This window comes from Nonomuraea sp. NPDC049028 (genome assembly GCF_043197735.1).
In the GTDB taxonomy this organism is placed as follows: Bacteria; Actinomycetota; Actinomycetes; order Streptosporangiales; family Streptosporangiaceae; genus Nonomuraea.
Map to the genome: position 1 here is coordinate 128,332 of NZ_JBICTR010000011.1, position 13,121 is coordinate 141,452.

10 protein-coding genes are annotated in these 13,121 nt (G+C 69.9%); 6 read left to right on the forward strand and 4 right to left on the reverse strand.

The window, feature by feature from the left end:
• Nucleotides 1-58: 58 nt before the first annotated feature.
• Entirely contained in the window at nt 59-1,018 is a 960-nt protein-coding gene (locus ACGFJ2_RS39580) for a lysylphosphatidylglycerol synthase transmembrane domain-containing protein (protein ID WP_357948997.1), read from the forward strand.
• On the opposite strand, the gene ACGFJ2_RS39585 is transcribed toward ACGFJ2_RS39580, so the two are convergent.
• The 3 genes from ACGFJ2_RS39585 to ACGFJ2_RS39595 form a co-directional block, all read right to left on the reverse strand.
• Nucleotides 919-1,980 (reverse strand): glycosyltransferase family 4 protein, encoded by a 1,062-nt coding sequence (locus tag ACGFJ2_RS39585; RefSeq protein ID WP_393477338.1) that lies wholly within the window; start codon nt 1,978-1,980, stop codon nt 919-921. The two genes, ACGFJ2_RS39580 and ACGFJ2_RS39585, sit on opposite strands and share 100 nt — an antisense overlap.
• Nucleotide 1,981: 1 nt before the next feature.
• Entirely contained in the window at nt 1,982-2,875 is an 894-nt protein-coding gene (locus ACGFJ2_RS39590; protein ID WP_357948993.1) for a glycosyltransferase family 2 protein, read from the reverse strand.
• Nucleotides 2,876-2,959: 84 nt separating this feature from the next.
• The gene (locus ACGFJ2_RS39595; protein ID WP_393477341.1) at nt 2,960-4,996 is read right to left on the reverse strand and encodes a hypothetical protein; all 2,037 of its coding nucleotides are present in this window, start codon (nt 4,994-4,996) and stop codon (nt 2,960-2,962) included.
• A 157-nt stretch (nt 4,997-5,153) separates the two neighbouring features.
• Between ACGFJ2_RS39595 and ACGFJ2_RS39600 the strand changes: the two genes are divergently transcribed.
• From ACGFJ2_RS39600 to ACGFJ2_RS39615, 4 genes are all read left to right on the forward strand, one after another.
• A complete protein-coding gene (locus ACGFJ2_RS39600) occupies nt 5,154-6,584 on the forward strand; it encodes a hypothetical protein (protein ID WP_393477344.1) in 1,431 nt (476 codons plus the stop codon).
• A 188-nt stretch (nt 6,585-6,772) separates the two neighbouring features.
• The gene (locus ACGFJ2_RS39605) at nt 6,773-8,386 is read left to right on the forward strand and encodes an LCP family protein (RefSeq protein WP_393477347.1); all 1,614 of its coding nucleotides are present in this window, start codon (nt 6,773-6,775) and stop codon (nt 8,384-8,386) included.
• Nucleotides 8,387-8,561: 175 nt separating this feature from the next.
• The gene (locus ACGFJ2_RS39610) at nt 8,562-9,767 is read left to right on the forward strand and encodes an acyltransferase family protein (RefSeq protein ID WP_357948981.1); all 1,206 of its coding nucleotides are present in this window, start codon (nt 8,562-8,564) and stop codon (nt 9,765-9,767) included.
• A 57-nt stretch (nt 9,768-9,824) separates the two neighbouring features.
• Nucleotides 9,825-10,790 carry a glycosyltransferase gene (locus ACGFJ2_RS39615; RefSeq protein ID WP_393477350.1) on the forward strand — a complete coding sequence of 322 codons (966 nt, stop codon included), beginning with the start codon at nt 9,825-9,827 and terminating at the stop codon, nt 10,788-10,790.
• Between the two features lie 101 nt (nt 10,791-10,891).
• Here ACGFJ2_RS39615 and ACGFJ2_RS39620 read toward each other — a convergent pair whose 3' ends face one another.
• A complete protein-coding gene (locus ACGFJ2_RS39620) occupies nt 10,892-11,767 on the reverse strand; it encodes a helix-turn-helix transcriptional regulator (protein WP_393477352.1) in 876 nt (291 codons plus the stop codon).
• Between the two features lie 309 nt (nt 11,768-12,076).
• Here ACGFJ2_RS39620 and ACGFJ2_RS39625 point away from each other — a divergent pair, with 309 nt between their 5' ends.
• Nucleotides 12,077-13,096, forward strand: coding sequence for a zinc-dependent alcohol dehydrogenase family protein (locus tag ACGFJ2_RS39625; protein ID WP_393477355.1), 1,020 nt, complete (start codon nt 12,077-12,079; stop codon nt 13,094-13,096).
• The last annotated feature ends 25 nt before the right edge of the window (nt 13,097-13,121 follow it).

Below are 13,121 nucleotides of genomic sequence, written 5' to 3' on the forward strand. Positions count from 1 at the left end.
AACGATCGAAGACCCGATCGTCTGGCTATCCGTGACCGCCCCCGGTTAGCCTTGGCCAATGCTCCGCCGCCTGCTGCGCGTCGTCCTGGCGCTGGTCGCGCTCGGTTTCCTCGGCTACGGACTGGCCAGGAACTGGGGTGAGACCACCGCGGCCGTGACCGCGTTGTCGCCGTGGGCGGTGCTCGGGGCCTTCGCCGCGGTGCTGGCCGGGCAGTTCTGCATGCTGCTCGCCTGGCGTGGAGTGCTGGCCGGGCTCGGGTCGCCGCTGCCGTTGCCGGTGGCCGGGCGGATCATGTTCGTGGGCCAGCTCGGCAAGTACATCCCCGGCTCTGTGTGGGCGTACGCGGCGATGATGGAGCTCGGCCGCGACCACGGCAGCCCGCCGCGCCGGACGTTCGCCTGCATCTCGCTGTCCCTGGTGATCAACCTGGGGGTCGCGCTGTCGATCGCCGCCGCGACGCTGGCGACGCAACAGGCCGTACGCCAGGCGTGGTACCTCCTGCTGCTGGTCCCCGTGATCATCGTGTGCCTGCATCCCAAGGTGCTCACCTGGGGTCTCAACCTGGCCCTGCGTCTGGCGCGCAAGGAGCCGCTCGAAAGCGTGCTGCCCGGCCGTACCGTGCTGGTCGCGGTGGGCTGGACCGCGTTGGGCTGGTTCGTGTACGGCCTGCACACCTGGCTGCTGTCGGGCAGGTGGGACCTCTACGTGGTGGCGACCGGGGCCTACGCGTTCGCCTGGGCCACCGGGCTGCTGACGTTCGTCGTGCCCGCCGGGGTCGGGGTGCGCGAGGGCGCCATGATCCTCGTGCTCTCGCCGCTGCTCGGCACCGGCCCGGCCTACGCGGTGGCGGTGGTGTCGCGGGTGGCGTTCACCCTGGGCGACGCCGTCGCCGCGGGCATCGCCTTCCTGCTGGGCCGTCAGGCGTCGAGGAGCACCGCGGAGTACGACGACCAGAACGGCTCCGGGTCGACCGCCTTGACGCCCGACCGCAACCGCTCGGGCTCGCCCGGGGCGTAGAACCGCTTGATCGCCCCGTGGAGCGCCTCGACGTCGTCCGGCTCGACCAGCAGCCCGTCGACGCCGTCCGTGATGTGGTCGGCGAGCGCGCCGACGCGGGTGGCGATCACCGGCACGCCGTGCTCGTGCCCGAGCCAGACGTTCTGGCTGGCGGTCGCGTTGCGGTAGGGCAGGACGAGCGCGTCCGCCGCGGCGAACAGCTTCGGCACGTCCTCGGCGGCCACGTAACCGGGCCGGAGCTCCACCCGGTCGCCGATGCCCAGCTCACCGATCAACGCCTGGGTCCCGTCGAGCCCGCCCCAGAACTCACCCGCCACGGTCAGCCCGACCCCCTCCGGCAGGGCGCGCAGCAGCAGGTCGAGCCCCTTGTACGGCCGGACGATGCCGAAGAACAGCAGCCGCCCGTGCACCTCGGCGGAACGCTCCCCGGTCGTGGACGGCAGATGCGGCGGCAGCCCGGCCACGCTCACCGGCTTGCCGGTCAGGGACGCCGCCAGCTCCGCCTGCTGGTCGGAGTGGGTGAGCACGGCGTCGACCCGGTTGAGCAGCGCCTTCATCAGCGGCCGGTCGTAGGGCTTGCGCTCGTGCGGCAGCACGTTGTGGCACAGGGCGACGGTCCTGGCCTTGCCGCCCAGGCCGTACAGGATGCCGAGGTAGGCCGGCACCTGCACCGGGCTCAGGACGGCCAGGATCACCCGGTCGGCCGAGCGCAGCCGGCGCCCGCACGCCACCCAGCCGCCGGGATTGCGCCAGTCGAGCCGGCGCAGCGTCTTGGGGAAGGGGGTGCCCTCGGGCGCCGAGATCGTCTGCTGCCCCGGATAGAGGAAGGCCGGGTATTGCGCCCGCCATGACTCGATCACCACGTCGTGGCCGAGTGCCGTCAGCCGGTGCGCCAGCTCGGTGGTGTGCTGCGCCCCGCCCCCTTTGTAGGGATAGGTGGGGCCGACGATGGCGATGCGCACGCTATTCGCCCCGCGAGCGCACGATCAGGTCGGCCAGCAGCGCCACGGACCCGATGAGCAGTCCCGACAGGAAGATCATGACGGTGTTGGCCGGGAAGTAGAACGGATGCTGGATCATGTCCCAGATCCCCTTGACGAACCCGATCGCCACCAGCCACAACGCGGGCGGCATGAGCACCTTGAGCGGGTTGAAGTACATGATCATCCGCAGCACCTGCAGGATGTAGCGGTAGGCGTCGGAGACGAAGCTGAACTTCGACTTGCCCGCCCGCTTGGCGTAGCCGATCGGCATGTAGTAGACGTCGTGCTGGTTCGACAGGAACGACAGCGTGATCGTCGTGACGCAGGAGAACCCGGGCGGCAGCAGCCGCAGATAGGGCTTGGCCACCGACTTGCGGAACGCGCGCAGCCCGGAGTTGAGGTCGGGGATCTTCTGCCCGGCGAGCTGCTCGGCCACCTTGCGGATCACCCACTTGGCCGGGACGCGCAGCAGCTTGTGCGACCCCTCCTCGCTGGTGCGGGCGCCGACCACCTGGTCGACGGTCGTGTCCTTCTCCAGGATCTGGACCAGCTCGGGGATGCGCTCGTTGGGGTAGGTCATGTCCGCGTCGGTCCAGACGACGATCTCGCCCCTGGCCTCCTGCGTGCCGATGCGGCGCACGGTGCCCGACCCGCCGTTGCGGTGGAAGGCGCGGATCCGCAGGTGCTCGAACCGGGGCGCGGCCTCCTGCAGCCTGGCCAGCGTCTCGTCGGTGGAGCAGTCGTCGACCGCCACCAGCTCATAGGTGTAGCCGCTGGAGTCCATCGCCTTGGTGATGCGCTCGACCTCGTCGATGACGTGATCCTGCTCGTTGTAGCAGGGCAAGACGATCGTGACGTATGGCGCTTCTTCCACGGCGTTTCCACTCTGGGGGGTCTCAGACGTGCTCACGTGCGTCGAGGGTACTCTGCCCAGCAGGGAGAAAAGTCCACACACGGGTCAGGCAACGGCCATCCACACGCTGATCCCGAACCCCCAGGTGCCGTTCGGCGCGTCGACGAGCGAGCGCTCGTCCTGCCGGGACACCAGGGCCATGACCTGCGTCATCGGGCCGTACGGGGCGACCTGGCCCGCTTCGGCCGCCAGCAGCACCGGGACGCGGCCGGCGGCGCGGACGCGATCGATCAGGCGGCGCACGTCTTCTTCCTTTGCCGTATTCTTCCCTGCCTCCACCAGGACCTGGGCCGTCGGGCGGTCGCACATGCCCCGGACGACCTGGGTGAACCGGTTGGCCGTCACCCGCTCGACGATCAGCACCGAGGCGTTCGGCGGGATCTTGGCGCACATCGCCTCGACGGCCGCCCGCTCGCCCCGCTCCACCGGGGTGAACGCGGTCCCGATCGAGGTGATGGTCGGTGGCACCAGGACGAGCAGGGCGCCCACGACGCCGATCCACCGGCCGTACCCACGCATGGGCGCCCGGGTGCGCACCCACTCCAGCCCCCACACCGCCAGCAGGATCATCCCGGGGATCACCACCGGGACCAGCCGACGCGCGGCCCACGGATGGTCGGGGGTGATCTCCGGGCGCAGCAGCGTGGTCACCGTGGTCCAGCCGATGACGGCCAGCGGCAGCAGCCACTCGGCCGGGGAGCCGTTCCTGAGCAGCCGCCGCACCAGCACCGCCGCGGCGAGCGTGGCCAGGACGATCGCGGGGATGCCGACGTACCAGCTCACCCAGTGCAGGGACAGCTCCGAGTACAGCCGGGTGCCGTCGACGGGCAGGCCGTTGGCCTTCTGCGTCTGTCTGATGAACTCGGAGGTGAGCCGGTCTTCCTGCGTCGTGGCCACCCGTCGCACGGTCTGCAGCCACGGCCTCACGGCCAGTCCCACCATGACCAGGACGACCAGCGCGGCTCCCACGTCCGGAAGCCACCTGGGCAGCCGGATGCGGGCCAGCCGGGGCGCGGCGAGCGCGCCCGCCAGGGTGAGCAGGAGAACGGCGGCGCAGATGGCCAGCAGCGGATTGACCGACTTGGACAGATAGGACATATACGGCCGCGCCAGCACGTACGCCGCCAGCAGCCCCAACCCCGCACCGGTCGCGAGCCCGGCCAGGAGCGGCAACCCGAGCGCCCCCTGGGGCCTGCCGAGGCGCCGCCAGGCGATCAGCGCCCCGGCGAACGCCAGGACCGGCAGCACGTCACGCAGCCCGTCGATCCTGACCAGCACGGCCAGCCCGAACACCAGCCCGCCCAGCCCCGCCGCCCAGCCCCGCGACCTGTCCTCCCGCGACAGAGCGTCGTGGACCAGCGCCAGGCCGCCGAACAGCAGCACCAGCGAGGGGATCTCGCTGAAGGTGGTCCGCGAGGTGTAGAGGATCGGCAGGCTCACCGCGAAGGCCAGCGCCGCCACCGGCGCCCAGCGTCCACCGGCGAGCCGGCCCACCACCCCCGCCAGCGTGAGCACGGCCAGCGCCCCCAGCACGGCCGGTGTCAGCAGCATGGCGCCGAGCCCGCCGAGCCAGTCACCCGCGGCGAACAGCAGCGGCGGCCCCGGCATGAACTGCGGCACCACCGCCCCGTCCGCGGGGTAGAACCCGATGCTGTCGAACTTGAGCGCCGGATCGAGCCCGCCGAACGCCTCCACCTGCGGGGTGATCGGCAGCGAGCCGTGCCGGGCCAGCCAGATGGCGTACTGCGCGTACGTGGCGGGGTCACGCCTGACGATCAACTGCTCGGTGTGCGTGATCGCGTTGAACACACCCGACCCCACCGCGACGGCGACGACCGCGCCGACCTGCCGCCCGGTCGCCTCGACGACCTTCAGCGGCCCGCGAACGGCGAAGCGGCACAGCAGCCCGATCACCACCACGCCGAGCACCAGCGCGGGCACCGGCTGGTACCAGCCTGCCAGCAGCAGCGGCAGCGCGGCGAGCAGCCAGCCGGCCACGATCAGGGCAGGCAGGATCGAGACCACGGCGAGCACCCGGCCCGCCGACGGCCTGCGCGTCCGGTCCGGCCAGGCGATTCTCATCGGTGATCGCGAGCGTATCCAACGCGCGGGCCCCGCGACGCGGCCACGGGCCTTCGGCGCGTCAGGTGCGTCTGGTGAGCGCGGTGGGACTCCGCGGCACGTCCGGTGTGGGCGCCGGTTACGCGAGATCGCCAGAAACGCGGGTAGCGTACGCGACGTGCCGGTGAAGCGGGAGCGGGAGAACGTACAGGTGGAGGAGGCGACGCCCGTCGGCGCCCCCGCCCGGACGGCCTCGCTGGTGCGGCGGCACGGCTGGTTCCTGGCGATCCTGACCCTGGGCACCGCGCTTCGGGTGATCACGATGCTGGGCTACCGCCCGGCCCTGTGGTTCCCCGACTCCTACACCTACATCGTCACCGTCTTCCATCCGCGCCCCGACCTGGTGCGTCCGGCCGGTTACTCGGCCTTCATGAAGGCGCTCGAACCGTTCCACTCGTTCGGCGCGGTCGCCGCCGCGCAGCACCTGCTCGGCCTGGCCACCGGCGTGCTGGTCTACTGGTGCGCGCGCCGGGCACCCAGGTGGGCGGCGACGCTGGCCACGGTGCCGGTGCTGCTGGACGCCTACCAGATCGAGCTGGAGCACCTGCTCGTCTCCGACACGCTCTTCATGTTCCTGATCGTCGCCGCGGTCGCGCTCACCCTGGCCGACCGGTCCGTGGTGATCGCCGTCGGGCTGCTGCTGGCCGCCGCCACGCTCACCAGGACCGTCGGCCAGCCGCTGATCGTCGTCGTGGCGGCCTGGTTCCTGCTGCACAGGCGGGTCGGGCTGGCCGGGGTGGTGGTCGTGGCCGCGCTGGCGCCGATCCTCGCGTACGGGGGCTGGTTCTACGCCACCTACCACCGCGTCGGCATCGTCGGGGCGAACGGCGCGTTCCTGTACGCCCGGACGATGTCGTTCGCCGACTGCGCCAAGATGGACCCTCCACCGGATCTCAAGGTGCTCTGCGACCCGCGGCCGCCCGATCAGCGGCCGCCCTCGCAGGAGTACATCTGGGCCAAGGACTCCCCGCTCGTCGCGCTGCCCGACATCACCTTCACCCAGCAGACCGACGAGCTGGCGGCCAGGTTCGCCTCGCTGGCCATCCGCAAGCAGCCGCTCGACTACGCCGCCTCCGTGCTGTCGGAGCTGGGCCGTTCGTTCGTCTGGGGCCGCCCGGTCTACCCCGACCACGAGATCTACGACTACTACGAGTTCCCCGCCACCTCGCCGCCGCCGCCTGGCCGGTGGGCCGCGCAGCTGGGCGTCGACCTGGGCAAGCGCTACGAGCAGGGGCCGATCGGCACCGAGGTCGTCGAGCCGTACGCCGGCTGGATGCGCGCCTACCAGGACGTGGCCCGGCTGCCGGGGACCGTGCTGCTGGCCGTCCTGCTCGTCCCGCCCGCCCTGGCGATCAGGCGGCGACGCTCCAGGTCCGTGAGAGGGATTTATCAGCCGCCCGCGTGGCTGCTGCCCTGGTCGACGTCGGTACTTCTGCTGGTGATGCCCGCCGCGGTGGCCGAGTTCGACTACCGGTACGTCCTGCCGGCCGTACCCCTGGCCTGCCTGGCGGCGGCCCTGACCACCCGCCTCGACCTGGGCAAATCCTAAGAGTTTGCCCAGGATATTCCACGATATGTCCAGCTCTGAGTATGCTTTTGCCCGGTAACATCACGCCTGAGTCACGGTCGATTCTCTTGGTCATGGCTGCGGGCACGCCGTCCGTGACCTAGTCTCGTGGCGCAGAACGACCGAGCCGACCGGACTGGGCGAGGGGGCGCATGAGTGACCATTGGAGCGTGTCCGTGGAGGACCGCAGGGTCGCCTCTACACAGCCCGGCAGCCGGATGTCGCGCCGGGCGGCGGCGTCGAACCCTCCTCCGCCGCCACCCGAGGATTTGCCGCCCCGCGGCCACCGCGGCGGCGGTAACGGCGGCGGCAACAAGATGCGCGTGCTGGCCTGGATCAGCATCGCGACCACCTCGCTCATGGTCGCCGGCGCGCTGACCGGATACACGCTCTACCGCGACGCCTTCAGCAACATCAACCAGAAGGGCTTCAAGGAAGACATCCTCACCCCCCGGCCTCCGGACACCGGCGCGCTCAACGTGCTGCTGGTCGGCTCCGACACCCGTGCGGGCAAGGGCAACGCGAAATACGGCCAGAAGCTCGCCAGGACGGCCGACGCCGGCGGCAAGCGCACGGACACGATCATCCTGATGCACATCTCGCCCAACCGGGACCAGGCGCGGCTCATCAGCTTCCCGCGTGACTCGATGGTGCAGATCCCCAGGTGCAAGAACGACACCACGAAGCAAGAGATGCCGTCCCGCCGCGACATGATCAACTCGGCGTACAGCTCGGGCGGGGTCGCCTGCACGATGTCCACGCTGGAGACCCTCACCGGCATCCGCATCGACCACTACGTCGAGGTCGATTTCAGCGGCTTCAAGGCCATCGTCGACGCCCTCGACGGCATCGAGATCTGCCTCCAGAACGGCGTCGACGACAAGAACTCCCACCTGAAGCTGCCCCCGGGCAAGAGCCTGCTGAACGGCGAGCAGGCGCTGGGCTACGTCCGGCTGCGCCACTACGGTGACGGCAGCGACATCCAGCGGATCAAGCGTCAGCAGATCTTCCTGAGCAAGGTCGTGCAGAAGGCCACCAGCAGCCAGCTCCTCACCGACATCGGCAAGCTCACGAGCTTCATCAAGGCCACGGCCAAGTCGGTGACGATGGACCCGGAGCTGGCCAACGACACCGCTCAGCTCATCGACATCGCCAAGAGCGCGCAGAAGATGACGGCGGGCGGGGTCAAGTTCACCACGATCCCGTGGCAGCCGGACCCCGAGGACAAGAACCGGGTGGTCTGGAAGCAGCCCGACGCCAACGACCTGTTCAACGCGATCAAGAGCGACGTCGAGCTGCCCGAGGCCGCGGCGACGACCAGCACCACCAAGCCCAAGATCAACGTCAAGCCGGAGCAGGTCCAGGTCCAGGTGCTCAACGGCACGACGACGCAGGGCAAGGCCCGCGAGGTCGCCGACCTGCTGAGCAAGGAGGGCTTCAAGGTCACGGGTGTGGGCAACTACCTGGCCGCCGACGGCAAGAGTCAGGCCAACACCCAGGTCCGCTACGCCAAGAAGGCGGCCGACGGCACCGCGTACAGCGACGTGCTGATCAAGGCGATGCAGCCCAAGCCGGCCCCGACGGCGGGCAAGCTCAAGCCGACCACCACCGACGTCTACACCCCTCCGGTGCCCGTGCCCTCGTCGACCCCGGCCACGGCGAACCCGCCCGTGATCCAGCTGATCATCGGCGAGGACTTCAAGTCGGTCAAGGTCACCAAACTCCCCGACAGCGTCACCAACAGCACGATCTCCGCGGACAAGCAGAAGAACGTCTGTACCTGACCTCCAAGTTCCCTGTGTAACCGGGTGTTCTCGCACCGCTAGTGAGACAGGAGCCTCGCGGCCGGGATAATGTGTTGCGGTCGGCGACGCGGGTTCGCCCCACGCGATCAAGGACGCGTGCCGCGTGCTGCCTGTCGCGTTCCCCCGACCCCGAGTGAAGCTGAGCGACTCCGTAGTGTCTGACACGAAGCACTCCCCACCGACCACGACTCCCCAGGGCCCCGGTGACGCCGATGAGGCCACCGGTCCCGCGAGCACAGGAGCTCAGTGGCCGCTGCCGGAGGAGGCTTTCTGGAGTGAGAAGACGGATCCGCACGGCACCACCCCGCCCGAGGCGGGGCAAAAGGAGCCCGAGCCGGAGCCGTCACCCGAGCCCGAGGCACCCAGACGGAAGCGCGACCCTTATCTGGACAACGTCAAGTTCGTCCTGATCGCGTTCGTGATCGTCGGCCACTCGCTGGTGCCGACGCTCAACACCGACTCCGCCAGGTCGCTCTACATCTTCATCTACACCTTCCACATGCCGCTGTTCGTGCTCATCAGTGGCTACCTGTCCAGAAATTTCTGGAACTCCAACGCGAAGACCAACAAACTGGTCGACACGTTCGTCGTGCCGTACGTGATCGTGGAGGTCGGCTACGCGCTGGTCCGGCTTGGTCTGGGGCAGAAGTGGAGCCTCACGATCATCGACCCCGCGTGGATCAACTGGTATCTGCTGGCGCTGCTGTTCTGGCGACTGTCCACACCCGTGTGGAAGCGGATGAAGCACCCGATCCCGGTGGCGATCGCGATCTACCTGTTCGCCGGGTTCTCGCAGATCTCCGGTGACTTCAGCATGGACCGGTTCTTCGGCCTGATGCCGTTCTTCGTCATCGGGCTCGTGATGCAGCCCGAGCACTTCGAGCTGCTCGACCGCCGGTGGATCAAGATCGTCTCGGTGTTCGTGGTGCTCGGCGCCGCCGCGGTGTCGATCTTCATCGCGCCCAAGGCGCCGCTCAAGCCCTTCTACTACAAGCACAGCTTCCAGGACATGGACCTGTCCTGGTGGATGGGCCTCGGCGTACGCGCCGGGCTGCTGATCTGCGGGCTGGCCATGAGCTATGCCGTCCTGTCGCTGGTGCCCAGGCGTGAGACGTGGTTCACCGATCTCGGCACCCGCACCCTCTACTGCTACCTGCTCCACGGCATCCCCGTCCTCATCGCCAAGGACCAGGGATGGCTGGAGCTGCCCTGGCTGCACGGCCCGCTCGGGGTGCTGGCGATCAGTGCGAGCTGCTTCGCCCTGGCCATCGTGTTGTGCCTCCCCGAGACGCGCACCGTGTTCAAGTGGGTTCTCGAACCCCGCCTAACCTGGCTATACCGCCGCCCTTCAGGAAGTTAAGCGGCAATTCCCCCTGCATTTACGCCGTTGACCGGGTGACCGCGCAGCATCGTCCGCATGCGGGTTTGCGTCGCCACCACCGTCCACCATCCCGAGGACGCCCGGATCATGCACAGGCAGATCCGGGCGCTGCTCGACGCGGGCCACGAGGTGACCTACGTCGCGCCCTTCACCTATTACAACGTGACGCCCGCGATGGGCGTCACCGCGATCGACGTGCCGCGCAATGCCGGCTACGGCCGGGCGCGGGCAGCGCTCCGGCGCGGCCTCAAGCGCGCCGACCTGCTGATGGTGCACGACCACCGGCTGCTGCACGCCCTGCCCTTCCACCACCCGCCCATTGTCTGGGATGTACGGGAGCAGGTCACCGCCAGGCAGATGGCCCGGGCCGAGAGGCGTCACCACGTGATCACCTCCGCCGTGGTGCCGGAAGCCACCCTGGTGTCGGCGGAGCCTCCACCTCCCGGTGACACCAGGGTGGTGCACATCGGGCGCCTGTCCGCCGAGCGCGGCGTCTCCGAGCTCATCGGGCTGGCCGAGCGACTCGTCCCGCACGGCATCCGGATGGACCTGATCGGCGCCAGTGACCGTGAGATCCGGCCGCTGCTGCGGGACGCGCAGCGGGTCGGGCTGCTCGACTGGTTCGGGTACGTCCCGAACCGCCATGCCCTGCGCATGGCCGAGGGCGCCCTGGCCGGCCTAGCCCTGTCGGAGGAAACCGGTCCGAGGACGCCGACCAAGATCCTCGACTACATGGGCCGGGGGCTCCCGGTGATCACCACGCCGCATGGCTCGATGGCCGAGCGCGTCGGGTGCGGGCTCGTGGTGCCGCTCGACGTGGACGCGCTCATACACGCCGTACTCGATCTCAAGGAGGACCCCGCGCGGCGGGCGGCGCTGGGGGCGCGCGGCCACGCGGAGGCCCGCCTGCGGCACCACTGGCCCGATCACGCGGCGGAGTTCGTGGCCAGGATGGAGAGGTGGGCCGGGGTCAGCGTGCCCGCCCACTCCCTGGCCGTCTAGGAGGCAGGCCGGGATGACAGTTCCCGGCTGGTCGGGCCCCGGCCCGTGAGCTCTTCAACCGCCGCGTCACGCCAGGCTTGGGGGCTGACCGGGGGTGACGGTCAGGCCGGTGGCGCCGCGACGCCGGGCACGAACATGTGGGTTGCGGCCCAGCTGGCCAGCAGGCGGAGCTTGTCCTCGGAGTCGCTGCCGGGTTCGGTGCCGTAGGCCACCAGGGTGAGGTCGTCGGCGGCCAGCGCGAGGGATTCGTAGGTGAGATGGAGGTCGCCCACGACGGGGTGGTGGAAGGGTTTGGCGCCCTTGTGGTGCTGGCGGACGTCGTGGTGGGCCCAGCGGGCGCGGAAGTCGTTGCTGCGGGTGGACAGCTCGCCGATGAGATCGGTGAGGGTCTTGTCGTAGGGGTCGCGGCCGGCCTGGGTGTGCAGGAGGGCGACGGTGTCGTTGGCGGCGCGTTCCCAGTCACCCCAGAACTGGTGGGATCGGGCGTCGAGGAAGATGAACCGGGCGTGGTTGGGGGTGGCGCCGCGGGCGGCTTCGATCATGGGGGCGTACAGGGCGCGGCCGAGCAGGTTGGTGGCCAGGACGTCGCCACGGCCGTTCATGACGAAGGCCGGTGCCTCGGTCATGGCGTCCAGCAGCCGCTGCACATTGGGCCGCACGGTGTGCGGGGCGGGGCGGCGCCGGCGGCGCGGGCCGGGTCCGGCGGTGCGGGCCAGGTCCTCCAGGTGGGTGCGTTCTTCGTCGTTGAATCGCAGGGCGCGGGCCAGGGCGTCCAGGACACTGCCGGAGACCCCGGACAGATCGCCGCGTTCCAGGCGGGAGTAGTACTCCACGCTCACCCCGGCCAGCTGGGCGACCTCGGCGCGGCGCAGGCCGGGCACCCGCCGCCTGCCGGAGGACGGCAGCCCGGCCTGCTGCGGGCTGATCCTGGCCCGGCGGGAGGTCAGGAACTCACGGATCTCGCTGCGGTTGTCCACTTTTCCAGGTTAGGCGGCCTTCCCCCAGGGAGGGGTGCCCTGTCATTACACCTTTAGCCAGTGCCTTCCACCCCGCCTGACCAGCGCTTTTGATGGGTAGTGGCTAATGCCTGAAACGGAGGGCCCGGCCAGGCTCGCGACGGCTTCGAGCCGCGCCCGCCCGCAGGGGGCCGACCGTTTCGAGCCGTCCCCACCTGCGGGAGGCCGGCCGTTTCGAGCCGCGCCCGCCCCAGGGGCGGGTTGGCCGTGCGGACAGAGCATCTGCGAAAAGAGCAATCTGCGAAAAGAGAATCTGAAGGAGTGAAGGTTATGCGTGGTGTGGTGATGCACGCTCCCGGCGACGTTCGAGTGCAGGACCTGGACGACCCGCGGATCATCGAGCCGACCGACGCGATCATCCGCGTCACGGCGACCTGCGTGTGCGGGTCGGACCTGTGGCCCTATCGCGGCGTCGAGGAGGTCCACGAGCAGCCGATGGGCCACGAGTACGTCGGCGTGGTCGAACAGGTCGGCAGCGAGGTCAAGACCGTCAAGCCCGGCCAGTTCGTCGTGGGCACGTTCGTCGCCGCCGACGGCACCTGCGAGATCTGCCGCTCGGGCTACCCCTCTTCCTGCGTCCACCGGGTGTTCGTCGGCCAGGTCGGCACTCAGTCCGAGCGCGCCAGGATCCCCTGGGCCGACGGCACCCTGGTGGCCACTCCCGGCACCCCCGGACCCGACCTGATCCCCAGCCTGCTGGCCGCCTCCGACGTCCTGGGCACCGGCTGGTTCGGGGCGGTGGGAGCCGAGGCCGGCCCCGGCAAGACGGTCGCGGTCGTCGGCGACGGCGCGGTCGGCCTGCTGGCCGTGCTGGCGGCCAAGCAGCTGGGCGCCGAGCGGATCATCGCCATGAGCCGCCACGAGGCGCGCCAGAAGCTGGCCATCGAGTTCGGCGCCACTGACCTCGTCACCGAGCGCGGTGACGAGGGCGTGGCGAAGATCAAGGAACTGACCGGCGGGCTGGGCGCGCACTCGGTCGTCGAGGCGGTCGGCACCCAGGAATCGATGCGGCAGGCCATCGGCTCCGCCCGCCCGGGTGGTCACGTCTGCTTCGTGGGCGTCAACCACGACGTCACCCTCCTCGGGGAGGACCTGTTCTTCGCCCAGGTGCACCTGCTCGGTGGACCGGCCCCGGTGCACCGGTTCCTGCCCGAGCTGATCCAGCTGATCTGGGACCGGAAGATCGACCCCGGCAAGGTCTTCGACCTCCAGCTGCCCCTGGAAGAGGCCGCCGACGCCTACAAGGCGATGGACGAGCGACGCGCCATCAAGGTGCTCCTGACCGTCTGACCCCGGCCGAGACCGGTCTGCTGTC